Source organism: Bacillus sp. GMs2/2, from assembly GCF_050172095.1.
In the GTDB taxonomy this organism is placed as follows: domain Bacteria; phylum Bacillota; class Bacilli; order Bacillales; family Bacillaceae_G; genus Bacillus_A; species Bacillus_A cereus.
Genome location: NZ_JBNLYE010000013.1, coordinates 22,116 through 45,994, shown reverse-complemented (window position 1 = coordinate 45,994; position 23,879 = coordinate 22,116). Strand labels below are relative to the sequence as shown.

The window sequence follows — 23,879 nt, the reverse complement described above, 5'->3', positions numbered from 1 at the left end:
CTTTTATATAATACATCTGAGCGTTCCATTGATTCAATTTCCATCATTTTGCGGTTATAGACAATCGTTTTACTTTCCTCATTAATAATATGAATCCCGATATCGAGTTCATTGATTAAAGTTTCATATAGCATATTCATTTCAATAAGTTGTTTGAAATTAATTTCTTCTGTATGCATGTAACATCTTCTCCTCATTTTACCCTATGAAGACTGACTTTTTATAATTTTATTAAAATTCTTATAAAATCGCAAAAAAATTTTGCTATTTTTCGTTTAAAACTTTTTAAATGATCGAAAAATTTTGCGGTTGTGCACATTTTTTTGTATGAAACTCTCATTTAATATATGAATTAGAGACTTGGTACGTATTTTGCATAAATAATATTCGAAATCTCTAGAGGGGAGAATATGAATTTTTACAGGATATACAACGTTTTGGTGTCAATTAATAAGAGGGAGGAATTTATAAAGTGAAGACAGTTATAGAAGGTGTGTATAGTCCTTGTTATGGAAAAGTAGAGAAGTTATTTGTTACGGAAAGTTCTTACGTATACGAGTGGGAGAAATTAGCGTTAATTGAAACAATAGATAAACAGAAAGTAGAAATTAAGATAGGGATCAGTGGTTATATTGAATCATTAGAAGTAGTAGAAGGACAAGCTATTGCTGATCAAAAATTATTAATAACAGTAAGGGATGACCTTTTAGTAACAGGCAGTGATTAATGTAAGTGACGTGTATTTTTGCTCTTTTCAATCATTATTTTTACAATGAATACTTTTAAAAACGCTTACATTAAATGGGTTGGCAAAGTGAAAAGGGGGGATTTATATGATGGATCAAAACCAAGGATTAAAAAGAGAATTGAAAAGTAGGCACATATTTATGATTGCACTCGGTGGAGTTATTGGTACAGGACTTTTTTTAGGGTCAGGTTATACGATTCATGAGGCTGGACCTGGAGGAGCAATTGTAGCGTATCTTGTCGGTGGATTTGTAATGTATTTAACGATGCTCTGTCTTGGAGAATTAGCTGTTGCGATGCCTGACGCAGGGTCTTATCAAACGTATGCGACAAAGCATATTTCCCCTGCAGCAGGTTATGTAGTGGGATGGATGTCATGGTTAAACTGGTCTGCTACGATAGGTATTGAATTAATTGCAGTTAGTATTTTGATGAAACGTTGGTTTCCTGATGTACCGTCATGGATTTGGTGTGTAGTGTTCGCGGTACTGCTCTTTGCTATTAATGCGTTATCTTCAAGAAGTTTTGCGGAAGTGGAATTTTGGTTTGCAAGTATTAAAGTAATTACAATTATTGCATTTATTATTTTAGGCGGGGCGGCAATGTTTGGTTTTCTAGATATGAAAGGAAATGAACCAGCACCGATGTTCTCTAGCTTTACTGATTACGGGGGACTGTTTCCGAATGGATTATCAGCCATTTTAATTACGATGATTGCAGTTAATTTTTCTTTCCAAGGAACAGAACTAGTTGGTATTGCAGCAGGTGAGAGTGAAAATCCAGAGAAAACGATCCCGAAGGCAATTAACAATACAGTTTGGCGTATACTTGTTTTCTTTGTACTATCTATTTTTATTCTTGCTGGACTATTCCCTTGGCAGCAAGCAGGAGTAATAGAAAGTCCATTTGTAGTTGTATTTGATAAAATTGGTATTCCTTATGCAGCCGATATTATAAATTTCGTTATTATTACAGCAGTACTATCCGTTGCGAATTCAGGATTATATGCAACTTCTCGTATGCTATGGTCTATGTCTAATCAAGGAATGATTAGTCCGATTTTTGGTAAGTTATCTAAAAACGGTGTTCCTATTTATGCATTGATTGTAAGCACAATTGTAGGTTGTCTCTCATTATTATCAGGTATTTATGCGGAAGATACAGTTTATTTATGGCTGCTTTCTATCGCTGGATTTGGAGCGATACTAGTTTGGGCATCTATTGCTCTATCTAACTTATTAGCTAGAAGGTCATACATAAAGCAGGGCGGGGATGTGAAAGACCTGAAATTTAAAACACCGCTGTATCCATTCGTACCACTGCTTGCGTTAGTATTAAATGTAACAGTAATCGTTGGCATGGCCTTTATTCCAGAACAAAGAATGGCATTGTATTGTGGTATTCCATTTATGATTGTTTGTTTACTGTTTTATCGTGCTACAAGAAATAAGGGAAGTAATGTAGAGCATATTGAAAAGACAAATACAACGGAAGTAGAGAGTTTATAATAGTGATCAATTAGGAGACTGTAAAATTGTAAACAGTCTCTTTTTTTGTGAAAATAAAGCTGGAAACATACTATGTATGCAAAGGGGAATTAGCGATGAATCGAGAAATTTCGCAGTTGTTAAAACAAATAGATTCAAGGAAAGAGGAATTGTTAGAACTTACAAAAACATTAATTCGTTTTGAAACACCAGCACCGCCAGCGAGAAATACAAATGAAGCGCAAGAATTTGTTGCAGAGTTTTTAAGAAAACGAAATTTTAGTATTAATAAATGGGATGTATATCCGAATGATCCGAACGTTGTTGGGGTAAAAAAAGGAATAAAAAGTGACTCATATAAAAGTCTTATTATTAATGGTCATATGGATGTAGCTGAAGTGTCAGCAGATGAGGCGTGGGAAACAGATCCATTTGATCCATTTATAAAAGATGGCTGGTTAGTTGGACGTGGCGCAGCAGATATGAAAGGTGGGCTGGCTGGAGCGCTATTTGCCATTCAACTTTTACAAGAAGCTGGTATTGAATTACCTGGAGATTTAATCTTTCAATCAGTAATAGGGGAAGAAGTTGGAGAGGCAGGAACACTTCAATGCTGCAGGCGAGGTTACGATGCTGACTTTGCAGTCGTAGTGGATACGAGTGATTTACATATGCAAGGGCAAGGTGGTGTAATTACTGGATGGATTACAGTGAAAAGTCCGCAAACGTTTCATGATGCAACGCGCAGACAAATGATCCATGCTGGAGGACGTTTATTTGGAGCGAGTGCGATTGAAAAAATGATGAAAATTGTGCAGAGCTTACAAGAATTAGAGCGTCACTGGGCAGTCATGAAAACATATGAAGGCTATCCATCTGGAACAACAACAATTAATCCAGCTGTTATTGAGGGGGGAAGGCATGCGGCGTTTATTGCGGATGAGTGCCAGTTATGGATAACCGTGCACTTCTATCCGAACGAAACACATGAACAAATAATAAAAGAAATTGAAGAATATATTGGAAAGGTAGCAGCTGCCGATCCATGGTTAAGCGAAAATCCGCCACAATTTAAGTGGGGCGGAGAATCAATGATTGTAGATCGTGGTGAAATTTTCCCTTCATTAGAAGTAGATAGGGAACATGCAGCTGTAAAAAAACTTAGCTCAGTACACGAGTCTATTTTATCAAAAAATGCAATTTTAGATATGTCTGCAACGGTAACTGATGGCGGTTGGTTTAGTGAGTTTCATATTCCAGCGATTATATATGGACCAGGTACATTAGAAGAAGCACATTCTGTAAATGAGAAAGTTGAAATTGAACAGTTAATTGAATTTACAAAAGTAATAACGGCATTTATATATGAATGGTGCCACACGAAAAAATAGATTTGTATAGTAAAATCGTACGAGTATGTATACTTGTACGATTTTTTAGTGAACTATTTCAGAGGTGAAAATAAACAACTGAAATAGTTCTTTATTTTGCTATGTCTTTCGTTTTATTTCAAGTAATTTCTCTTTTGCTAATTCAACGGCGATCGCATCATCTAAATAGCCAATTGGAAAGAGATAGTCGGGAATAATATCTGTCGATAAAATGAAATACAGTAATGCGCTCCCAAGAACTGCACGTTCTTCTTTTGAAATGGTTTCATTGCAAAATTGTTGATACATATCTGTTAATTGTTCAATAAAAGGACCAGCACTATCAATTTGCTCTAATTTACTTGCGAAACTGTCATGAATACGTTTTTCGCCTTCTGTTGTCTGGGCGTAGCGTTCGTAATTTTCGAGTTCTTGTTTTACGCGAGTTGTAGTGTAATCGAAATCGAATAAGTTAGAGGATTGTAGCGTTTGCTGAATGGTATCAATAGATGTGTACATATCTGTTTTTTCTTTATTTATGTGAGGAGAATCAGGGTACATTTCATCAAATAACAATTGGGGTGAAACTTGAAGACATTCTGCAAATTTTTGTAGATGTTTTTGTTTTGGCGGTTGTTTGCCATTAATAATTCTTGAGACTGTTGCAGGATCAATATTTGTAAGTATTCCTAGTTGGCGCATAGATAAGGCACGTTCTTTTAAAAGTTTTTTTATTAATTTGCCAAGCCGATCATTCGGGTTTTCATTAGCCATAGTGTAGGCACTCCTTTTTTAGTATTGAAAAAATATTGAGCATTTATTACAAGTATATGAAACAGACAGGCACAGTTGCTCAACATTTTCATAATATGCATTGAAAAGTGAGAAAAAGGGGTGACTATTTATGAGTACAGTAGGCTTATTTTCAATTTTTTTAATCGGGATCGCTTCTAATTTAGATAATGCAGGTGTTGGAATTGCATATGGCATTCGTAAAATTCGTATTTCGTGGTTTAACAATTTTATCATCGCATTCTTTGGATTTTTATTTACTTTACTAGCTGGATTTTTTGGAAACTGGATTGCGTTATTTATTTCAGAGTTTACAGCAAATCTGATTGGAGCAATCGTTTTAGGGGTAATCGGTGTGTTTATTTTGTGCCAGCCTTTCTTGGGTCAAAAAAATACTGCAGGTTCTAAAGATGGTAATGTACTTATGGGCATTTTACGTAATCCGGAAAAAGCAGATTTTGATGGTTCTAAAACAATTAGTTTCTCAGAAGCAATTGTTTTAGGAGTTGCGTTGTCTATTAATAATATTGCAGGTGGATTTGATGCAGGGGTAACAAATTTAAATCTTTGGCTTACAGCGACTATTTCTGGGGTGTTTAGTTTTATTTGTATTAGTGGTTTTGCGTATGTAGGAAAACGATTTTTGGCAGAATACTTAGGGAAATGGGCGACAGTTATCGCCGGACTATTATTAATTCTTATTGGGATCGATCAGTTGTTGTAAGGAGAGTAGAAAACAAGGTTCGAGTATTTCCTTGGAAATACAGCAAGAGATTGCATATATCGACGTACTTTTCTCCATACTAATACGGATTTCTTTTAAGAAAGGGGGATTTGTATGGGACGCGGGAAAGCATTTGATCATAAGAAAAAAGGGCATGATCATCAACCACCTAAAGGTGCGTTCATTCATAAAGATGTAAATGAACATACTTTGGAAGAGGAAGAGCTACCAGTAAATATTGAGGCGTATAAAAATAGTTTAAAAAAACATTAAAAGCACCTACATAGGTGCTTTTTTACCGTATATCTTCAATTAATTGTTCGGATTCTTCATGCATACTGTACTCACTTAATACTTGAATGCAAAGCCACTTTAATTCCTCAATCGTATGCTCAAGTTCTTCAGGAAGCACATGATAAATGTCTTCAAGTCCCATCCCGAAATGAATAAGTTCAAGTACTTGATCATCGATGTTCCGATCCATTAATAATTCAAGTACTTCTAAATTGAATATGTATCGGTGAGCTTCGTCGAGTGAAACAACTTTTAACTTCAAGCTTTCTACAATACTCAATATAAAAAGAAGGATTGTTTTTTCAAGAACAGGTTGTTTTCCCATTTGAAATATTAGTTTCATCTTTCACACCTCCACATATAGCGCTAGGTTGTACTATATTATTCAGGAGGGGGGAACAAATATGCATGATATAGAGAAACTTTCAGCACTGTTTTTGTAAGAGGATTGATAACTGACAAAAGTGAGGTTTTGGCGAAATAAAAAATCCTGCTAGTATAGCAGGATAACTCGCGATTAAAAAATGCTCCAACCTTCTTGAGCAGAAAGAAGTTCAAGAATTTTAAAACCGGCAATACTATTTCCGTTTGCATCTAAAGCTGGTCCGAAAATACCGATTCCCATGTCTCCTTTTACGCAGCCAAAAATACCACCGGCTACACCACTTTTTGCAGGAATACCAACACGAATTGCAAATTCACCAGATTCGTTATACATACCACATGTGACCATAAATGTTTTGCAAATTTTTGTAATATGCTTAGGGATAATTTGTTTTTTCTTATATGGATCATATCCATCCATTGCAAAAATTAAGCCGATACGTGCTAAATCGATGCAGTTTACTTCAACTGCGCATTGACGAGTATATAAATCCATAAGTTCTTCAATATCACAATCGATAATTCCGTTTTGTTTCATATAATAACAAAGTGAACGGTTTAGGTAAGCTGTCTCTAGTTCTGAATCGGCAACTTTAGAGGAATAATTAATAGTAGGATTATCTGTTATTTCACGTACAAAATGAAGAATACGTTCCATTTTTTCCTCGTTATCTTTTCCTGCTAGCATGCTTGTAATAGCTAAAGCCCCTGCATTTATCATTGGATTAAGGGGTTTGGATGGACTTGTCGTTTCTAACTTAATAATAGAATTAAATGGGTCACCCGTTGGTTCCATTCCAACTTTAGAAAATACATATTCTTCACCACGGTCTAAAAGGGCAAGGGCAAGTGTAATTACTTTGGAAATACTTTGAAGAGTAAATAGTGTTTGTGAGTTGCCTGCATGGATATATTCTGTTTCTTTATGGAAAATGGCAATCCCTAAATCGTCTGGATTTGCATTTCCTAGTTCGGGGATATAAGTAGCAAGTTTTCCTTTTTTCGTATATGGTTTTACTTGTTCTAACAACTGTTGTAAGTTGTTTGTTTCAATGCACTGCATAGTACCAACGCTCCTATTTTGAATTAACTAAGTTTACTTTTCCCGATATGCTCGGAAATAAATAATAACATGAAAAAGTGGAATGATAAAACGAAAGTTCAATGTGCTATAATAGGTCTTTCGTTTCGAGTATTCTGTATTTTAAAAAGGAGAATTTTCCTTTTATATAACAGTTTGGAAATAGGAGATTTATCCATAAAAAGTTCAGAAATAAAAACTACACATCTATACAACTATATGTTATTATGGTTATGTAATAGAAAGCGTTTTCTAAAGCGTACTTATAATGATAACGATTTCATAAATTTGATTAGGGGGAATTAAAATGTTGCAGTTTTTACAACGTATTGGTAAAGCTTTAATGCTTCCGATCGCAGTACTACCAGCAGCAGGATTATTGCTTCGTTTAGGGCAACCAGATGTATTTGATATTCCTGTTATGGCACAGGCCGGCGCAGCAGTTTTTGATAACTTAGCACTTATTTTTGCAATTGGTATTGCAATCGGTCTTTCAGTGGATGGTAGTGGTGCAGCAGGTCTTGCAGGTGCAATTGGTTATCTTGTTATGAAAAATAGTATTGATGCACTTAGCAAAGGGTATTCAACTGCTGAATTACAAGGTAAATTAAGTAAAGTCCAAGATTTAATAGGTAATAGCGCAAATGTAGATCCATCTAAGCTTGCGGATACAATGACACAAGTATCTAAGGCTGCTGAATTATCGACTAAAGTAGATATGAAAGTCTTAGGTGGTATTATTGTTGGTGTTATAGCAGGACTTCTTTATAATAAATTCCATAAGATTAAACTTCCAGAATGGTTAGGTTTCTTTGCTGGAAAACGTTTCGTTCCAATTGTTACATCAGTCGTGATGCTGATATTAGGAATTCTATTTGCACAAATTTGGCCAACAATTCAAAATGGTATTGATGCATTAGCTCATGGAATTGTTAATTTAGGTGCAATTGGTTCAGGATTATTTGGTTTATTAAACCGTTTATTAATCCCAATTGGTTTACACCACGTAATGAACACATACTTCTGGTTTGTATTTGGGGACTTTACAAATGCAGCAGGTAATGTTGTTAATGGTGATATTGCTCGTTTCCTTGCAGGTGACAAAACAGCAGGTATGTTTATGACTGGTTTCTTCCCAGTTATGATGTTCGGTTTACCAGCAGCATGTTTCGCAATGATTGCAGCTGCTAAACCAGAAAAGCGTAAAGCAGTTACTGGTATGTTAGCTGGTCTAGCATTAACTTCATTCTTAACTGGTATTACAGAGCCTATTGAATTCTCATTCATGTTCTTATCACCAGTATTATATGGTATTCATGCTGTATTAACAGGTCTTTCTTTATTCATTACAACATCGCTTGGCATTCATGATGGTTTCTCATTTAGTGCCGGTGCAATCGATTACGCTTTAAACTTCGGTATTGCAACAAAACCAGTCTTACTAGCAGGTATTGGTTTAATTTACGCAGCAATTTATTTCATAGTATTCTACTTCTTAATTAAGAAGTTCGATTTAAAAACTCCTGGTCGTGAAGATGAAGATGAGTTAGTTGAAGATGGTGATGCACCAGTTGCAGGTTCAATTGGTGAAACTTACGTAGCAGCTTTAGGCGGAAAAGAAAACTTAACAGTTATTGATAACTGTGCAACACGTCTACGCTTACAAGTAAAAGATGCTGGTCAAGTAAATGAAGCAGCATTAAAACGTGCTGGTGCAAAAGGTGTTATGAAATTAAGTAATACAAGTGTACAAGTTATCGTAGGTACAAATGTTGAATCTGTTGCCGATGATATGAAAAAACACGTATAAATAATGAGATAAGAGGATGTCCAAAAAGATTGATAACATCAATTTTTTAGAGGATATCCTCTTTTTTTGTTAATAATTTAACGGGAATCTTACTTTTGTAAATTTTCTTTTTCTTTTTTGTACATATAGGTTGGTAATATGTGCAGTGCGTGATAAAGTAGGGATGATATAGAATGGATTATCCATAATCTACTAAAATAAATCTTTAATAGAGGAATTAAATTATTGGTGAGTAAGGGGAAAAAAGCAATTATGGATCAGGAAAAAAATAATGCGAATGGGAAAGTACGTCGGCCGATTGTATACATAAAAAGAACAATCATTCTCGTCTTACTATTATCACTTGTATATTTCATGTATACAAAAATTGTTGCGCATAATAAGAAAGAAGAAACTTTAAAAGCGGCAGCAGAAATGAAGAAACAAGAAGAGCTAAAAAAGAAAGTAGAAGAAAAAAAGAAGCAAGAAGAACAAAAACAAAAAGAGCAGGAAGAACAAGTGAAACAAGCGCAAGTTGCGGAACAGCCTGCTGAAGGACCACCTCAAGAAATTAATGAAAACGCTCAATTGGACCAGTATTTAAAAAACGCAGGCTTTAGTGGGACGGCTGTTATTGTGAAGAATGGAAAAGTTCTTTTGAATAAAGGATACGGTATGGCAAATAAAGAGCAGCAAGTACCGAATAATTCAGAGACGACTTTTTATATTGGTTCTATTTCAAAGGCGTTTGTAGCAACTGCTATTATGCAGTTGAAAGATCAAAATAAATTACAAGTAGAAGATACTGTTGCAAAGTATATTCCAAATTTTCCTCAAGGTAATAGTATTCAGCTAAAACATCTATTAACACATACATCAGGGATTCCCGAATATGAGCAGGGAAAAGAAGATATTTCTCATGAAGAACTGATAAAGCGGATAGGAAATCAAAAGCGTATTGGTGGTCCAGGAGAGAAGTGGAAGTATTCTGATTCGAACTACTCTATACTTGCATACATTGCCGAGAAGGTAAGTGGACAGTCGCTCGAAGAATATATTAAACAACATATTTTTGCTATTGCGGGTATGAAACATTCTGGTTTTGGCACAGCGTTAGAACAAACAAGATTCCCATCAACGGGTTATAAAATAGTAAATAATAATATGACAACACCTAATATTCCGAGCATGTCACAACTATATGGTTGTGGTGATATATACACAAGTGCGCATGATTTATATTTATTTAACGAAGCACTATTCTCTGGTAAATTAATTTCAAAAGAGAGTTACGATCAAATGTTTACGGGTGGAAAAAAGGATTACGGGTTTGGATGGTACGTAGACCCAGGAAGCTATTCGAATCACGGTGTAATGCCAGGATGGAATTGCTTAAACGGATTTAGTAAAAATGGTAGTGTATATGTTGTTTTATTATCTAACATTCAAAATAACATTAAATCATTTGGTAAAGTGAATAATGACATTTATTCGATATTGCGGAATATTGAAGTGTAAGAAACTATCCTTTTGGATAGTTTTTTTTATGCCTTGAACTAAATATTTCTTTTAGAAAATGTATGTCTTACCTATCACAAAAATATCTATTTTGTATACATTAAGATGTATGGATGTGAAATTTTATAATCTAAAAATAATAGGAGGAGAAGTGTATGTGTCTGTTCAGAAAATATTGGCATAAATTATCGAGAGTGTTTAATAGGCAATTAGAATATTTTTTAGATAATAAGTTATTACCTGCTGTGGAAAGACTTTTATTTTCACAAAACTTCGCGAGATTTATCCAAAGAAACTCTAAGCAAGCTACTGAAGAAGTTATTGAATCAAGTAGATTTCAATCTATTATTTGTAACATTTTAAAAGAATGTACTACATCACCTTTTAAAGAAATTGCAGAGCAGTATTTAGGTAAAAACGTAGAAATTACTGTGACAGTGGGACAGTTAACAGGCGTTATTGTAGCAGTTGGTGATGACTTCTTAACATTGCAAGAAGGAATAGGAACAGAAGTTTTATTACCATTTACAAGTATTATATCAATTAAAGAAGCGTAAGAAAGGAGCGTTATATATGTTATTTACTGATGAATTACGTAACCATGTTGGGGAACTAGTGCAAGTTGTGACAGCTGTAGAAATCATTGCAGGCGTTCTTTTATCTGTGACGGATGGGGCAGTAATTGTTCGTACTTCTCCTTCTTATGGACCACCAGAAGATGTAGTTGTGCGTATTCCTATTATTGCTTATGTTCGCTTGGAAGGGTAAGAGTGATACAAGTATGAGAGTGTCAGTTGTTATTCCAGTGCATAATGAAGCAAGTACTTTATCAAAAGTTTTAGTAGAAGTAAGAAAGCTCGAACCATATGAAATTATCATAGTAGATAATGGATCGACAGATGGTACGAAAGAAATAGCGCTACAGCATAATTGCCGTGTAATTTATTATAGATATTCCCTTGGTAATGATGTGGGACGGGCAATTGGTGCTAGAGAAGCAAAAGGTGAAATTGTTTTATTTTTAGATGGTGATATCGTCATGAAAAGTGAAGAATTATACAATTTTATTAAAGGAATACAGCAAGGACATGAGATTGTTTTAAATAATTTAACATGGTCCGTTTATTTGAAGATGAGACCGCATTATACGACGGTTGGAAAATATATGTTAAATCGTTATTTGAACAAGAAGGAGTTTGTTGTAGGATCTTTAATTGCAATACCACATGCGATAAGTCGTAAAGTGATTGAAAAACTGGGGTGGTGGAATTTAGCAGATCCAGCATTATTTCAAGCGATGGCGATGTCTAGAGGAGTAGATATTTCTGATATGGCTTCAGTTGATGTCATTTACACAAATAAAGTTCGTCCTGTCCATACGGGCACATCACCTGGCTCGCCTTATCCGAAAGCGACTAGTCGTATTATGGGTGATCATTTGCGTGCTTTACAATACGTAATCGAAACATACGGTAATCGCGGTGGTTTTTCAGAGGACAATAGAGATAGAGCGTTTGTAGGAAAGTATAAACCAGTTTTATTACAAAAGAAAAAAGCGAAATATAGTGCCATTATCCCGGTATCAGAAGAAAAAATAACTATAAGGTCTGTTATACAAGAAGTGAAAGAAGCAGGTGTAGATGAAATTATAGTTGTCGCGAATGGAGCAGGTGTTGAGACTGTTAAACAGGCAAAGCTAGAGAATGTTATTGTAGTTGAATTTACGAAGGCGCTTGGACATAATGTAGCACGAGCAATAGGGGCCATGCATGCTACGGCAGATATTTGTTTATTCGTTGATGGTGATTTTGTTATTCCAGCAAAAAAACTCACTCCATTTTTACATGCTGTTGAAGATGGAAATGACGTGGTGTTAAATGATTTACAATGCTTATTAGATATGTTTCATCCAGCAGATCCAATTAGTATGGGAAAATACTTTTTGAATTTGGTAGCGAAAAGACCAGATTTATGGAATAACTCACTAACTGCTGTACCACATGCCATTCATAAGAAGGTAATAGAGAAAATAGGATATGACTCCCTTATCATTCCGCCATTAGCACAAGTGAAAGCTATTTTAGAAGGATTCTCTATTACAACAGTAGAGTTAGTAGATGTTATAAAAACAAATCAAGTACGTCCAGAGCAACACGAATTTGTAAATGGGCGTATTTCAGCGTTTGATCGTATTTTCGGTGATCAACTTGAGGCGGTTACGTATTTATTACAACGTACGGACGAACGTGGTGGTTTTACAGATGGAGATAGAGATAGAGATGTAATTCAACAATTGAGAAGGGAAGAAGAGAATACAAATGAATAGTAGTAAAGTAGCTATTATTGGGTTAGGGTATGTTGGCCTTCCTTTAGCGGTACATTTTGCAGAAAGAGGGCATACAGTACTTGGATTAGATAAAGATATTAGAAAAATAGACTCAATTATAAAAGGAGAAAGTTATATTCCAGATGTTTCTTCTAAAGAGTTACAAAGTTTATTGACGAAAAAAATTTTAACAGTAAATACACCAGATCAAGGCATTGCTGATTTTCAAAATAGTGATTATGTTATTGTCACTGTCCCGACTCCAATTAATGAACAAAGAGAACCAGACTTAAGTGCCCTCATTTCAGCTTCGCATTATATACAACAAAACCTTCAAAAAGGACAAACCTTCATTTTTGAAAGCTCCACATACCCAGGCACACTTGAAGAAGTCATCCTACCTATTATTTCTCAAAATAGTAACAAGGTAGGGGAAGATTTCTATATCGGATATTCGCCTGAGAGAATTGATCCAGCAAATAGTCAATATTCAGTTCAAGCTATTCCAAAAGTTATTAGTGGACAAACAGAAAAGTGTAGACAAAAGGTACAGGATTTATATAGTACCATTTTTGACGAAGTTGTACCTGTTAGCTCTCCGAAAGTAGCAGAGATGTGTAAGCTATTTGAAAATATTCAGCGCTTAGTTAACATTTCTTTAGTAAATGAACTAAACACACTATGTGAAAGTTTAGGCATTGATTTTTATGAGGCCATTGAAGCGGCATCTACAAAACCATTTGGGTTTACTCCATATTGGCCAGGGCCAGGGATAGGGGGACACTGTATTCCAGTAGACCCTTTATATTTTCAATGGAGAATAAAAAAGAATGGGGCAATTAGTCAATTAATTGAGGCAGCACATATAATTAATGAAGAAATGCCAGAGAAAATGGTCCGGAAAGTAAAAAGTGTGGTGCAATCACCTGCAACGGTGTTAATTGTAGGGATTGCGTATAAAAAAGATGTAAATGATTTGAGAGAATCACCAGCGTTACCGATTATTCAATTATTAAGAAATCAAGGATACGAGATAGAATATCATGATCCTTATATTTCTTTCGCGGAAATTGGAGATAAGGTGTATCAATCTGTTTCTTTAGATAAAGAAAAAGTTAAAAAAGCGGATTGTATTTTAATTTTAACGGATCATTCTAATATTGATTGGAAGCTTTTTAAAGGAATGGACCGAGTAATAGATACACGCGGGATTGTAAAGAAGGTGAGTAAATGAGTAAGAAATGTTTAATTACAGGTGGGGCCGGATTTATCGGGTCGCATTTAGCTGAAGAGTTGATGAGAAGAGGTTATGAGGTCACTGTTGTGGATAACTTTTATAAAGGTAAAAATAAGTACCATGAAGAGTTAATGAAAAAAATCCGTGTTATTCCAATAAGTGTTTTAGATAAAAATTCTATTTATGAATTAGTAGATCAGCATGATGTCGTGTTTCATTTAGCAGCAATTTTAGGTGTGAAAACAACAATGGAAAAAAGTATAGAGCTCATAGAAACGAATTTTGATGGGACGAGAAATATTTTACAAGCAGCGTTAAAAGGAAAGAAGAAAGTAGTTTTTGCTTCTACTTCAGAAGTATATGGTAAGGCCAAGCCGCCTTTCTCTGAAGAGGGAGATCGATTATACGGGGCAACTTCTAAAATTCGTTGGAGTTATGCAGTTTGTAAAACGTTGGAAGAGACATTATGTTTAGGATACGCATTAGAAGGTTTACCGGTAACGATTGTTCGATATTTTAATATTTATGGTCCAAGAGCGAAAGATGGTCCGTATGCAGGGGTAATCCCGCGATTTATTAGTGCGGCTTTGCAAGGAGAAGACATTCTCGTATATGGAGATGGAAAGCAGACACGTTGTTTTACGTATGTGAGTGATGCGGTAGAAGCAACAATTCGGGCAATGGATGAGAAGGTAAATGGTGAGATTATTAATATAGGTTCTGAGAATGAACAGAGTATAAAAGAAGTAGCAGAAGTAATTAAAAAATTAACGAATTCTTCTTCGAAGATTGTACAAGTGCCTTTTGAAGAAGTATATCCTCATGGTTTTGAAGAAATTCCAAATAGAAGACCAGATGTAACAAAATTAAAAAAGCTTGTTCAATTTCAGGCGAAAGTAACGTGGGAAAACGGATTGAAGGAAACAATTAAGTGGTTTCGTGAACAAAACAATGGCTAAGTCATTATCTGTTATTATTCCTGCATGTAATGAGGTCGATACGATTTCAGACGTTATTCAATCGGTAAGACCATTAAATCCAGTAGAAATTATTGTAGTAGCAAACGGTTGTAATGATGGAACAGAAGATGTTGCAGATCGTTTAGGGTGTAAAGTAATCAAACATACAGAGCTACTAGGGAACGATGTTGGACGTGCAGTCGGCGCAAAACATGCGATAGGTGATGTATTACTATTTATAGATGGTGATTTTGCTATTCAAACTTCAAAATTAAAATTATTCCTTAATCCGATTTTATACGATCAGGCAGATGTAGTTTTAAATAATTTGGATGCATTATTTTTAAAAAGGCAAAAACCTACTTCTATTACAGTATGGCGCCAAATATTAAATGCAATGTTAGAGCGTGAAGAATTAAAAATTAATTCTTTATTAGATGTACCTCATGCGCTGACGAAAGAAGTCGTTCAAAGCATCGGATATGAATGTTTTGTTAATCCTATTGTGGCTCATTTACGCCTACTTCAAAGTAAATGGAGAATTAGTCGTCATTGCGCCATTGACGTTATTACGCCAAATAAATTTCGTCCATTCCAACATGCTGCATATGGAACAAATCTTTCCCAATCTGAAAAAAGAATGATAGGTGATCATATAGAAGCAGTAGCGGCACGGATATTAAGCAGTGATGAGCGCGGAGGATATTATGATGGAAATAGGAAAAGGGATAGTGTCTATCATACTTTAAGTTTTGAAGAGTTTTATCAAGGATGGGGCGTCACATCTAATTTGTATAAAGGAAAGCAACTATCTGTTGTTATTCCCGTACAAGATGAAGAGAAAACAATCGGAAACGTTATAGAAGAGCTTCGCAAAATTGAACCCTTCGAAATTATCGTTGTCGTAAATGGTTCGTCAGATAAAACGAAAAAAATTGCAAAAGACAAAGGGGCAACGACAATTGTATATAAAGAAGCACTCGGAAATGATGTGGGGCGCTCACTTGGAACGTATTTTGCAAAAGGAGAAATTGTGTTATTTATAGACGGCGATTTTATTATTCCAGCGAGTGAGCTATATCCTTTTGCAAAAGCTATAGCAGATGGAAAGGACGTCGCATTAAATGATTTAAATCATTATTTAGATTTAAGAGTACCGCTTCATCTTGTAACTGCATTTAAGTATGCACTAAATTTAGCTTGTGATAGAAAGGATTTAGGGGTAGGCTCACTTATTGCGGTACCTAATGCATTTAGCCAAAAGTGTTTGAAAGCAATTGGGTATAAATCTTTATTGTCACCTTGTGTAGCACAAGTGAAGGCTCTTCTGTCTGGATTTGAAATTGCATGTGTATATCGTGTTGAGGTTGATAAGATGAACCGTATTCGTCCCAGTGAACATTTCGCAAAAATAGGTCACCCTCCAGCTGTACTTCGAATTATAGGTGATCATATAGAGGGGCTAGAGCAAATAATTTCATTAACAGACAATCGTGGCGGATTCTATGATGGCAATAGAAAAAGAGATGTTTTATAGAAGTAACAAAAAAAGTGTACAACATGTGTACACTTTTTTGTTCTGTTATAAAAACTATAACAGATTAGGAGATAAGAGTATTACAGCTCTACAATGGGTATTGTTCTTATATTACAAAATAGGACTCGTATATAAGGATACCAAAAAAATACAATTAAGGAAAGGGTTAATTTTAAAGACTTTTAAATGAAGTTAACACTATATATATAGTAGTTTGCTCAATATTTCACAAACATGTCACAACTATTTCGTTCACTTTCGTAAAAAAGTAGTATTCTAAGTGTGTAAGCTGTTATATAAAAAATCTTAGTCCTGTACTAATCAAAAATGGAGGAGATTAGGATGACTCAAGTATTAGAAAATGTTAAAAACGCATGGGAAAACTTTAAAGGTGAAAAATGGAAAGCAGAGATTGATGTTCGCGATTTCATTTTAAATAATGTAAACGTTTTCGAAGGAGACGAATCTTTCTTAGCAGAAGCAACTGAAGCAACGAAACAACTTTGGGATCAAGTAATGGATTTAACAACGAAAGAACGTGAAAACGGTGGCGTTCTTGATATGGATACAAAAATTGTTTCTTCTATTACATCACATGCCCCTGGATACTTAAATAAAGATATTGAAAAAGTAGTCGGTTTCCAAACTGATAAACCATTTAAACGTTCTTTACAACCATATGGTGGTATTCGTATGGCAGAACAAGCTTGTGAATCTTATGGATACGAAATGGATAAAGAACTTAGTCGTATTTTTAGAGATTGGAGAAAAACTCATAACCAAGGTGTATTTGATGCATACACACCAGAAATGAGAAATGCACGTAAATCAGGTGTTATTACGGGTCTTCCAGATGCATACGGACGTGGACGTATTATCGGTGACTATCGCCGAGTAGCGTTATATGGTATTGATCATTTAATTGAAGCGAAAAAAGCTGATTTAAATTTAACTGGCGGTGTAATGAGCGAAGATACAATGCGTTTACGCGAAGAGTTATCTGAGCAAATGCGTGCACTTCAAGAGTTAAAAGAAATGGCCGCTTCTCATGGCTTCGATATTTCTAAGCCAGCAACAAACACGCAAGAAGCATTCCAATGGTTATACTTCGCATACCTTGCAGCGATTAAAGAGCAAAACGGGGCTGCAATGAGTCTTGGACGTACTTCTACATTTTTAGATATTTACATTGAAAGAGATTTAGCAAATGGTACTTTAACAGAAGAAGAAGTACAAGAAATTGTAGATCACTTCATTATGAAATTACGTCTTGTGAAATTCGCAAGAACACCTGATTATAATGAATTATTCTCTGGTGACCCAACTTGGGTAACTGAATCTATCGGTGGTATGGCATTAGATGGTCGTCCATTAGTAACAAAGAACTCATTCCGTTTCTTGCATACATTAGATAATTTAGGACCAGCTCCAGAACCAAACTTAACTGTTCTTTGGTCTAAACAATTACCAGAGAACTTTAAAAACTACTGTGCGAAAATGTCTATTAAAACATCAGCAATTCAATATGAAAATGATGATATTATGCGCCCTGAATACGGCGATGATTACGGTATTGCATGTTGCGTATCTGCAATGAGAATCGGTAAACAAATGCAGTTCTTCGGAGCTCGTGCAAACTTAGCGAAAGCATTATTATATGCGATTAACGGTGGTAAAGATGAAAAATCTAAAGCACAAGTTGGTCCTGAGTACGCACCAATTACTTCTGAAGTATTAAATTATGAAGAAGTTATGCATAAGTTTGATATGACAATGGAATGGTTGGCGGGTCTATATTTAAACACATTAAATGTTATCCATTACATGCATGATAAATATAGCTATGAACGTATTGAAATGGCACTTCATGATACAAACGTTCTTCGTACAATGGCAACAGGTATTGCTGGTCTATCTGTAGTAGCAGATTCATTAAGTGCAATTAAATACGCAAAAGTAAAACCAATTCGTGATGAAAATGGTATTGCAGTTGACTTCGAGATTGAAGGAGATTTCCCTAAATACGGTAACAATGATGATCGTGTAGATGAGATTGCTGTAAATCTTGTAAAAACATTTATGAATAAACTTCGTAAACATAAAACATACAGAAATTCTGTTCATACAATGTCAATCTTAACAATCACATCTAACGTTGTATACGGTAAGAAAACTGGTAATACTCCAGATGGCCGCCGTACTGGAGAACCATTTGCACCAGGTGCGAACCCAATGCATGGACGTGATACAAAAGGTGCATTAGCTTCATTATTATCTGTGGCTAAATTACCATATGAAGATGCACAAGATGGTATTTCTAATACATTCTCTATTATTCCGAAAGCACTTGGTAAAGAAGATGATGTACAAGTACGTAACTTAGTATCAATGCTTGATGGCTATGCAGTAAAAGAAGGCCACCACTTAAATATTAACGTATTTAACCGTGAAACATTAATGGATGCAATGGAACATCCTGAGAAATATCCACAATTAACAATTCGCGTATCTGGTTACGCTGTAAACTTTATTAAATTAACTCGTGAACAACAAATTGATGTAATTAACCGTACAATGCATGAAAGCATGTAAATGAAAAAAAGTGTCCCTTCGCTCTTAATATATAGCGAAGGGAGGCTGTTTCAATAAAGGAGGAAGTAACATGGTAAAAGGAAGAATACATTCTGTAGAGTCTTGTGGTACTGTTGATGGCCCAGGGATTCGTTATGTCATATTTACACAAGGGTGTTTATTACGTTGTCAATATTGTCATAATGCTGATACGTGGGAAATCGGTAAAGGTAAAGAAATAACAGTTGAAGAAGTGATGCAGGATGTGACATGTTACCTTCCATTTATTGAAGCTTCCGGAGGCGGTATAACAGTTAGCGGTGGAGAGCCATTATTACAGCTAGACTTTTTAATTGAGTTGTTTAAAAAGTGTAAAGAGGCTGGTATCCATACAACAATCGACTCTTCTGGTGGTTGTTATTCTGAGGAACCAGAATTCCAAAATAAGCTAGATATTTTAATGGATTATACAGATTTAGTTTTATTGGATCTGAAACATATCGATTCCAAAAAGCATCGTAAATTAACAGGGAAACCAAATGAACATATTTTACAATTTGCTCGTTATTTATCGGATAAGAATAAACCGATTTGGGTACGACACGTATTAGTTCCTGGTGTTACGGATAATGAAGAGGATCTACAAAAACTATCTAGCTTTATTCAAAGTCTGTCTAATGTTCAAAAAGTTGAAGTGTTACCATATCATAAGCTTGGTGTATATAAATGGGAGGCGCTTGGACACAAGTATCCACTCGCAAATGTAGAACCACCTACTGAGAAAAATGTAGAACATGCTAAATATATTTTACAAGCGGTCTAATCCAAATATTGGATTAGGCTTTTTGCTTTCTTTACAATAAAATCTAGAGTATATATTGATAAAAGAGTATACTGAAAATAGAATATCCATAATTTTGTACGGAATAAATGGAGAAATTTACATAATTGTAAAGGGAAATCAAAATAGTAAAAAGAATTAAGAAGTAAAAGAGTGAGTATCATGGAATAGAGAACATTTGTAAGTTATTGCGAAAGCTCTTATAGGAAAGTATAATGTAAAGATATGAGCACAGATAGGATTAAGGGGTCAATCTTATATGCTTTGCATATCCACGACAGGTACATAGCTGAAAGGGAATTATTAAAATCTGTTTATGTAATTTTTAAGGAAAATGTTTTTCCTATTGTCGTATATGCAATATGGAGAAACAAAAAGCTAGGAGTGGATTTGTTTGATAAAAAACCCCAAGGTTTTAATATTAACTGCACATTACGGTAATGGTCATGTGCAAGTAGCAAAAACATTAGAACAAACATTTCGCCAAAAAGGAATTGAAGATGTCATTGTATGCGACTTGTTTGGAGAATCACATCCATTTATAACTGACATTACAAAATATCTATATTTAAAAAGTTATACAATAGGAAAAGAATTATATCGTTTGTTTTATTACGGGGTAGAAAAAATTTATGATAAGAAAATAGCATCTTGGTATGCGAACTTTGGAAGGAAACGTTTGAAAACACTTTTACAGGTGGAGAAACCAGATATTGTAATTAATACATTTCCAATTATCGCTGTACCAGAATTAAAGAAACAAACAGGTATTTCAATTCCTGTCTATAACGTATTAACGGATTTTTGCGTGCACAAAATATGGATTCATCGAGAAGTAGATCGTTATTTTGTTGCAACGGATCATGTGAAAGAATTGATGGTTGATATCGGTGTACCTGCGGAACAAATTGTTGAAACAGGAATTCCAATTCGGAGTAGTTTTGAGTTAAAGGTAAATCCAGAAATCATATATAATAAATATCAGTTATGTAAGAATAAAAAGATTTTACTAATTGTAGCAGGTGCTCATGGGGTATTAGGAAATGTAAAAGAACTATGCCAATCATTTATGTCAGTGCCTAATTTACAAGTAGTTGTCGTTTGTGGGAAAAATGAAGCTTTAAAACAGGATTTATTAAGTTTACAGAAGCAAAATTCCGATGCATTAAAAGTGTTTGGGTATGTTGAAAATATTGATGAATTATTCCGTGTTACTTCTTGTATGATTACGAAGCCAGGCGGAATAACATTAAGTGAAGCAGCAGCGTTGCAAGTACCTGTCATTTTATATAAGCCTGTTCCAGGACAAGAAAATGAAAATGCGATGTACTTTGAAAGAAAGGGAGCAGCAGTTGTCATTCGCGATGATAGTGAGGTTTTTGCAAAAACAGAGGCATTATTACAAGATGATGTGAAGCTTCTTCAAATGAAAGAAGCAATGAAAAGCATCTATCTTCCAGAGCCAGCTGGCCATATTGTAGATGCAATTTTGGCGGAAAATCATGCAGAACCGCGTCATATACCTATTAAATCACCTGCTCTTGCACAATCTTTTACTTAATATGAAACCCTCTTTGTATATGTAAAGAGGGTTCTTTATTATTTTTAAAGAAAATTTAGTGAGTTATCCACAAAACGATTGCGCTTTCATTAAACGGTAAAGTCGGAATATTAACAACTATATCCACATTGTCCACAATTTTTAGAAAAATATCCACAATTAAAACAGCTGATATATGCTTTAATATAGAAAAATATTAAATGTTTTTGAAAATTACTAACAATTTCATCAGTTTTGTGGATAAAGTTGTCCACAGCAAAAAAGTCCCTTATGTATAAGGGGCTTTTTTGCTTACTTCTATCAGTCGAGAAAATTATGTAATGAAAATGAATAATTAGGGGGGAAACTTCTAATTATTCATTTTCACTTTAAATGCTTTTCGAGCGATATCCTGCTGCACGATCTGCTTTTTGAAATTCGCGTTGATAGAGAACTTCTTGTGTACTAGATAATGTGTTTTTTGCTTTATCACGTTTCTTTTTATCCATTACAAATCACCTCGTGTCTTAAAGTTACTATTTATCGTTTCCAAAGACATGAGGGGATATACGCATATGGAAAATGTTAACGATTGATTATCATTTCAGAAAATTTAGATTACGCTTCTTTTAATTGATGAGCATCTTGGAAGGTTGTATCTCGCATTGTAGCAAGTGTGTATTGATCTTTTGGAATTTCATATAAGTTATACACTTCTTCGTTTGCGTTAATTTCATCATATACGGCTTTTCTTGTTTCGTTTGCTAGATTCACATATTGCAGTTTTTCTGCAGCTTTAATAGAACGAATATTTATTTTACGAATACGCATGAAAATTGTTTCAATATCTAATTCATAGAAAAGTTCACTAAAAAATGAATCTTTTGCCAATTTGTTATAGCCTTTTCCATGATATGGTTTGCCAAGCCATGTCCCGAGAAATCCAGCTTTTTCTTGCACATCAAATAAAGTAATTGTTCCGATAGGGTTACCCCATTCATCTAAAATTGTGCGTGAAATTAATTCACCACGCTCTTCAGCTTCAATCGTTTGTTTCGTTAAGAATAAATATTCTTCATAAGAATAAGCCTTTTGACGCACAAAAGGGAAGACAGCTGGATCCACCATTAACTCGTATAGAACGTGGCTGTCGTGTAAGTCGCGTTTTTTCAACATACTAACTCCTCCTCACACGAGGGTAGCATGACGAAAAAACACCCCACCCTCGAAATTTTTATATCAATCTTTAAAAAATTTCGGGGTGGGAATCGAACCCACTAGAACCAGTTTCTAACGCTGGTGGCGCACCATTTGCCTTCCCCATTCATCAATTTGAAAATGATAATCACGACACAAATTGATTATGGTTTCATTCAGTTTATAATCGTATAATACTTTATCTAGTCAAAAAAATAAACTAGTTTTTTTTATTTTTTTTGTAAATTATTTTTCCATCAATCATAGTTAGTACAGGCTTGGCTAAATAATGGAAAGGATGATGAGTCCATAGCACGAGATCGGCGTCTTTTCCAACCTCGATGCTTCCAATTCTATCCTCTAAACGCAAATTTCGTGCTGGGAATATGGTGATTCCTTCTAGTGCTGTTTTCTCGTCTAACCCTTCTCTTACTGCAACAGCAGCGCAAACATTTAAATATTGAATGGGTGTATAAGGATGATCTGTTGTGATAGAAACTTCCACACCATTTTTTGATAATATATGGTAAGTATCCCATGTTTTGTTTTTTAGTTCGATTTTAGAACGGCGTGTCAGAGTGGGACCAACTGAAACCTTCAAATTGTGTTTTGAAAGTTCTTCAACAATAAAGTGTCCTTCTGTGCAATGTTCAATGCGTAAATCGAGATTGAATTCTGTTGCAAAGCGTAGAGCAGAACTAATATCATCTGCTCGGTGAGCGTGGATACGTACGGGTATTTCACGACGTAGTGCTTTTAAAATAGGAAGCATTCGAAAATCAGCTTCGTGCCCGTAGTGTTGTGCTTCATAGAATGATTCCCGAAGTAACCCCATAATCCCCATACGTGTAATGGATTCTTTTGTTCCATTACTATGGACTTTTTTAGGATTTTCTCCAAAGGCAATCTTTAAACCAGCAGGTTCTTGAATAATCATATGATCAATACAAGTTCCAGCTGTTTTTATTACACAAGTAGTACCCCCGATAATATTTTGACTGCCAGGCATAACGTGAACGGTTGTAATTCCGTTTTGTACAGCGTCTTGAAAGGCAATATCGAAAGGATGGATTCCATCTAAAGAACGAATATGTGGTGTTGAAACTTCAGATGTTTCATTGGCATCATTTCCAGCCCAACCAGTACCTTCATCATAGAGACCAAGGTGAGTATGGACATCAATAAAGCCAGGTAAGAGATGGAGTGCTCGTGCATCTATAACGGTCATATCTTGAGTAGGTGGAATAAAAGGTTTGACCTCGGTAATTCGCTCTCCTGTAACGAGTACATCTCCTTGAAACTTTTGAGATGTAATAGGGTATACAATGGCTTGTTTGAGCAATATTTTCATAGGTACCTCATTTCTGTTACTTTATAATGCTAATGGAAGTTAAGGGAAAGTAACTGAAAGGTTATTTGTATGGTAATGCTTCGGATCCTAGAAAATGAAAGTTTTGAAAGAGCCCATGTAAAATTGTGTTTTAG

Annotated in this window: 23 protein-coding genes and 2 pseudogenes; 18 read left to right on the top strand and 7 right to left on the bottom strand. The window is 35.0% G+C overall.

Features of this window, described 5'->3' with window-relative positions; translation table 11 throughout:
- A pseudogene (locus ACQGS6_RS04215) lies at positions 1-179 on the bottom strand (AAA family ATPase); the annotation flags it as partial.
- A gap of 293 nt (positions 180-472) precedes the next feature.
- Between ACQGS6_RS04215 and ACQGS6_RS04210 the strand changes: the two are divergent.
- The 3 genes from ACQGS6_RS04210 (at position 473) to ACQGS6_RS04200 (ending at position 3,625) form a co-directional block, all read left to right on the top strand.
- The gene (locus ACQGS6_RS04210) at positions 473-727 is read left to right on the top strand and encodes a biotin/lipoyl-containing protein (protein WP_000859489.1); all 255 of its coding nucleotides are present in this window, start codon (positions 473-475) and stop codon (positions 725-727) included.
- Positions 728-833: 106 nt separating this feature from the next.
- Positions 834-2,255 (top strand): amino acid permease, encoded by a 1,422-nt coding sequence (locus tag ACQGS6_RS04205; RefSeq protein WP_000969250.1) that lies wholly within the window; start codon positions 834-836, stop codon positions 2,253-2,255.
- 95 nt (positions 2,256-2,350) lie between these two features.
- The gene (locus ACQGS6_RS04200) at positions 2,351-3,625 is read left to right on the top strand and encodes an acetylornithine deacetylase (RefSeq protein ID WP_001078357.1); all 1,275 of its coding nucleotides are present in this window, start codon (positions 2,351-2,353) and stop codon (positions 3,623-3,625) included.
- A 99-nt stretch (positions 3,626-3,724) separates the two neighbouring features.
- Here ACQGS6_RS04200 and ACQGS6_RS04195 read toward each other — a convergent pair whose 3' ends face one another.
- On the bottom strand, positions 3,725-4,378 hold the full coding sequence (locus tag ACQGS6_RS04195) for a DUF1232 domain-containing protein (RefSeq protein WP_001262779.1): 654 nt from the start codon (positions 4,376-4,378) through the stop codon (positions 3,725-3,727).
- A gap of 130 nt (positions 4,379-4,508) precedes the next feature.
- Between ACQGS6_RS04195 and ytaF the strand changes: the two genes are divergently transcribed.
- Together ytaF and ACQGS6_RS04185 are read left to right on the top strand one after the other, a co-directional pair.
- Complete coding sequence (ytaF, locus tag ACQGS6_RS04190) at positions 4,509-5,120, top strand: sporulation membrane protein YtaF (protein ID WP_000108731.1); 612 nt, start codon at positions 4,509-4,511, stop codon at positions 5,118-5,120.
- Positions 5,121-5,234: 114 nt separating this feature from the next.
- Positions 5,235-5,393 (top strand): hypothetical protein, encoded by a 159-nt coding sequence (locus tag ACQGS6_RS04185; protein ID WP_000532409.1) that lies wholly within the window; start codon positions 5,235-5,237, stop codon positions 5,391-5,393.
- Between the two features lie 22 nt (positions 5,394-5,415).
- Here the strand turns inward: ACQGS6_RS04185 and ACQGS6_RS04180 are convergent, their stop codons facing one another.
- Together ACQGS6_RS04180 and glsA are read right to left on the bottom strand one after the other, a co-directional pair.
- Positions 5,416-5,757, bottom strand: coding sequence for a DUF3969 family protein (locus tag ACQGS6_RS04180; protein ID WP_000766604.1), 342 nt, complete (start codon positions 5,755-5,757; stop codon positions 5,416-5,418).
- A gap of 174 nt (positions 5,758-5,931) precedes the next feature.
- Positions 5,932-6,861, bottom strand: coding sequence for a glutaminase A (gene glsA / locus ACQGS6_RS04175; protein ID WP_001149850.1), 930 nt, complete (start codon positions 6,859-6,861; stop codon positions 5,932-5,934).
- Positions 6,862-6,930: 69 nt separating this feature from the next.
- Here glsA and ACQGS6_RS04170 point away from each other — a divergent pair.
- The 13 genes and pseudogenes from ACQGS6_RS04170 (at position 6,931) to ACQGS6_RS04110 (ending at position 21,218) form a co-directional block, all read left to right on the top strand.
- A pseudogene (locus ACQGS6_RS04170) lies at positions 6,931-7,045 on the top strand (transcriptional regulator).
- Positions 7,046-7,186: 141 nt separating this feature from the next.
- Entirely contained in the window at positions 7,187-8,689 is a 1,503-nt protein-coding gene (gene nagE, locus ACQGS6_RS04165; RefSeq protein WP_426964892.1) for an N-acetylglucosamine-specific PTS transporter subunit IIBC, read from the top strand.
- Positions 8,690-8,941: 252 nt separating this feature from the next.
- Entirely contained in the window at positions 8,942-10,186 is a 1,245-nt protein-coding gene (locus ACQGS6_RS04160) for a serine hydrolase domain-containing protein (protein WP_069605183.1), read from the top strand.
- A gap of 155 nt (positions 10,187-10,341) precedes the next feature.
- A complete protein-coding gene (locus tag ACQGS6_RS04155) occupies positions 10,342-10,743 on the top strand; it encodes a hypothetical protein (RefSeq protein ID WP_000335545.1) in 402 nt (133 codons plus the stop codon).
- Between the two features lie 16 nt (positions 10,744-10,759).
- Positions 10,760-10,954, top strand: coding sequence for a hypothetical protein (locus ACQGS6_RS04150; protein WP_000899469.1), 195 nt, complete (start codon positions 10,760-10,762; stop codon positions 10,952-10,954).
- Positions 10,955-10,967: 13 nt separating this feature from the next.
- A complete protein-coding gene (locus ACQGS6_RS04145; RefSeq protein ID WP_426964893.1) occupies positions 10,968-12,512 on the top strand; it encodes a glycosyltransferase family 2 protein in 1,545 nt (514 codons plus the stop codon).
- Positions 12,505-13,746 (top strand): nucleotide sugar dehydrogenase, encoded by a 1,242-nt coding sequence (locus tag ACQGS6_RS04140; protein WP_001088920.1) that lies wholly within the window; start codon positions 12,505-12,507, stop codon positions 13,744-13,746. Before ACQGS6_RS04145 ends, ACQGS6_RS04140 begins: the two co-directional genes overlap by 8 nt.
- Entirely contained in the window at positions 13,743-14,708 is a 966-nt protein-coding gene (locus ACQGS6_RS04135; RefSeq protein ID WP_000037016.1) for an NAD-dependent epimerase/dehydratase family protein, read from the top strand. Before ACQGS6_RS04140 ends, ACQGS6_RS04135 begins: the two co-directional genes overlap by 4 nt.
- A complete protein-coding gene (locus ACQGS6_RS04130; RefSeq protein WP_002100715.1) occupies positions 14,701-16,245 on the top strand; it encodes a glycosyltransferase family 2 protein in 1,545 nt (514 codons plus the stop codon). The genes ACQGS6_RS04135 and ACQGS6_RS04130 overlap by 8 nt, the downstream gene beginning before the upstream one ends.
- Complete coding sequence (locus ACQGS6_RS04125; RefSeq protein WP_002094217.1) at positions 16,214-16,435, top strand: hypothetical protein; 222 nt, start codon at positions 16,214-16,216, stop codon at positions 16,433-16,435. Before ACQGS6_RS04130 ends, ACQGS6_RS04125 begins: the two co-directional genes overlap by 32 nt.
- A 152-nt stretch (positions 16,436-16,587) precedes the next feature.
- The gene (gene pflB, locus ACQGS6_RS04120) at positions 16,588-18,837 is read left to right on the top strand and encodes a formate C-acetyltransferase (protein ID WP_000195464.1); all 2,250 of its coding nucleotides are present in this window, start codon (positions 16,588-16,590) and stop codon (positions 18,835-18,837) included.
- A 70-nt stretch (positions 18,838-18,907) separates the two neighbouring features.
- Positions 18,908-19,639 carry a pyruvate formate-lyase-activating protein gene (gene pflA / locus ACQGS6_RS04115; protein WP_000238467.1) on the top strand — a complete coding sequence of 244 codons (732 nt, stop codon included), beginning with the start codon at positions 18,908-18,910 and terminating at the stop codon, positions 19,637-19,639.
- Positions 19,640-20,051: 412 nt separating this feature from the next.
- Entirely contained in the window at positions 20,052-21,218 is a 1,167-nt protein-coding gene (locus tag ACQGS6_RS04110; RefSeq protein WP_000594688.1) for a diglucosyl diacylglycerol synthase, read from the top strand.
- Positions 21,219-21,586: 368 nt separating this feature from the next.
- On the opposite strand, the gene ACQGS6_RS04105 is transcribed toward ACQGS6_RS04110, so the two are convergent.
- The 3 genes from ACQGS6_RS04105 to ACQGS6_RS04095 all read right to left on the bottom strand — a co-directional run bounded on the left by ACQGS6_RS04105 (position 21,587) and on the right by ACQGS6_RS04095 (position 23,745).
- Positions 21,587-21,706 (bottom strand): YfhE family protein, encoded by a 120-nt coding sequence (locus ACQGS6_RS04105; protein ID WP_000358482.1) that lies wholly within the window; start codon positions 21,704-21,706, stop codon positions 21,587-21,589.
- A gap of 109 nt (positions 21,707-21,815) precedes the next feature.
- A complete protein-coding gene (locus tag ACQGS6_RS04100; protein ID WP_000914737.1) occupies positions 21,816-22,373 on the bottom strand; it encodes a GNAT family N-acetyltransferase in 558 nt (185 codons plus the stop codon).
- Between the two features lie 241 nt (positions 22,374-22,614).
- Complete coding sequence (locus ACQGS6_RS04095) at positions 22,615-23,745, bottom strand: amidohydrolase (protein ID WP_000698314.1); 1,131 nt, start codon at positions 23,743-23,745, stop codon at positions 22,615-22,617.
- Positions 23,746-23,879: the final 134 nt, after the last annotated feature.

Excerpts from the sequence above, each read along its gene's own strand:
- nagE (WP_426964892.1), top strand. The coding sequence starts at position 7,187 with ATGTTGCAGTTTTTACAACGTATTGGTAAAGCTTTAATGCTTCCGATC.
- ytaF (WP_000108731.1), top strand. The coding sequence starts at position 4,509 with ATGAGTACAGTAGGCTTATTTTCAATTTTTTTAATCGGGATCGCTTCT.
- ACQGS6_RS04160 (WP_069605183.1), top strand. The coding sequence starts at position 8,942 with ATGGATCAGGAAAAAAATAATGCGAATGGGAAAGTACGTCGGCCGATT.
- ACQGS6_RS04105 (WP_000358482.1), bottom strand. The coding sequence starts at position 21,706 with ATGGATAAAAAGAAACGTGATAAAGCAAAAAACACATTATCTAGTACA.
- ACQGS6_RS04140 (WP_001088920.1), top strand. The coding sequence starts at position 12,505 with ATGAATAGTAGTAAAGTAGCTATTATTGGGTTAGGGTATGTTGGCCTT.
- pflB (WP_000195464.1), top strand. The coding sequence starts at position 16,588 with ATGACTCAAGTATTAGAAAATGTTAAAAACGCATGGGAAAACTTTAAA.
- ACQGS6_RS04125 (WP_002094217.1), top strand. The coding sequence starts at position 16,214 with ATGATGGCAATAGAAAAAGAGATGTTTTATAGAAGTAACAAAAAAAGT.
- ACQGS6_RS04150 (WP_000899469.1), top strand. The coding sequence starts at position 10,760 with ATGTTATTTACTGATGAATTACGTAACCATGTTGGGGAACTAGTGCAA.
- ACQGS6_RS04095 (WP_000698314.1), bottom strand. The coding sequence starts at position 23,745 with ATGAAAATATTGCTCAAACAAGCCATTGTATACCCTATTACATCTCAA.
- ACQGS6_RS04180 (WP_000766604.1), bottom strand. The coding sequence starts at position 5,757 with ATGAAACTAATATTTCAAATGGGAAAACAACCTGTTCTTGAAAAAACA.
- ACQGS6_RS04205 (WP_000969250.1), top strand. The coding sequence starts at position 834 with ATGATGGATCAAAACCAAGGATTAAAAAGAGAATTGAAAAGTAGGCAC.
- ACQGS6_RS04145 (WP_426964893.1), top strand. The coding sequence starts at position 10,968 with ATGAGAGTGTCAGTTGTTATTCCAGTGCATAATGAAGCAAGTACTTTA.
- pflA (WP_000238467.1), top strand. The coding sequence starts at position 18,908 with ATGGTAAAAGGAAGAATACATTCTGTAGAGTCTTGTGGTACTGTTGAT.
- glsA (WP_001149850.1), bottom strand. The coding sequence starts at position 6,861 with ATGCAGTGCATTGAAACAAACAACTTACAACAGTTGTTAGAACAAGTA.
- ACQGS6_RS04200 (WP_001078357.1), top strand. The coding sequence starts at position 2,351 with ATGAATCGAGAAATTTCGCAGTTGTTAAAACAAATAGATTCAAGGAAA.
- ACQGS6_RS04155 (WP_000335545.1), top strand. The coding sequence starts at position 10,342 with ATGTGTCTGTTCAGAAAATATTGGCATAAATTATCGAGAGTGTTTAAT.
- ACQGS6_RS04130 (WP_002100715.1), top strand. The coding sequence starts at position 14,701 with ATGGCTAAGTCATTATCTGTTATTATTCCTGCATGTAATGAGGTCGAT.
- ACQGS6_RS04100 (WP_000914737.1), bottom strand. The coding sequence starts at position 22,373 with ATGTTGAAAAAACGCGACTTACACGACAGCCACGTTCTATACGAGTTA.
- ACQGS6_RS04195 (WP_001262779.1), bottom strand. The coding sequence starts at position 4,378 with ATGGCTAATGAAAACCCGAATGATCGGCTTGGCAAATTAATAAAAAAA.
- ACQGS6_RS04135 (WP_000037016.1), top strand. The coding sequence starts at position 13,743 with ATGAGTAAGAAATGTTTAATTACAGGTGGGGCCGGATTTATCGGGTCG.
- ACQGS6_RS04185 (WP_000532409.1), top strand. The coding sequence starts at position 5,235 with ATGGGACGCGGGAAAGCATTTGATCATAAGAAAAAAGGGCATGATCAT.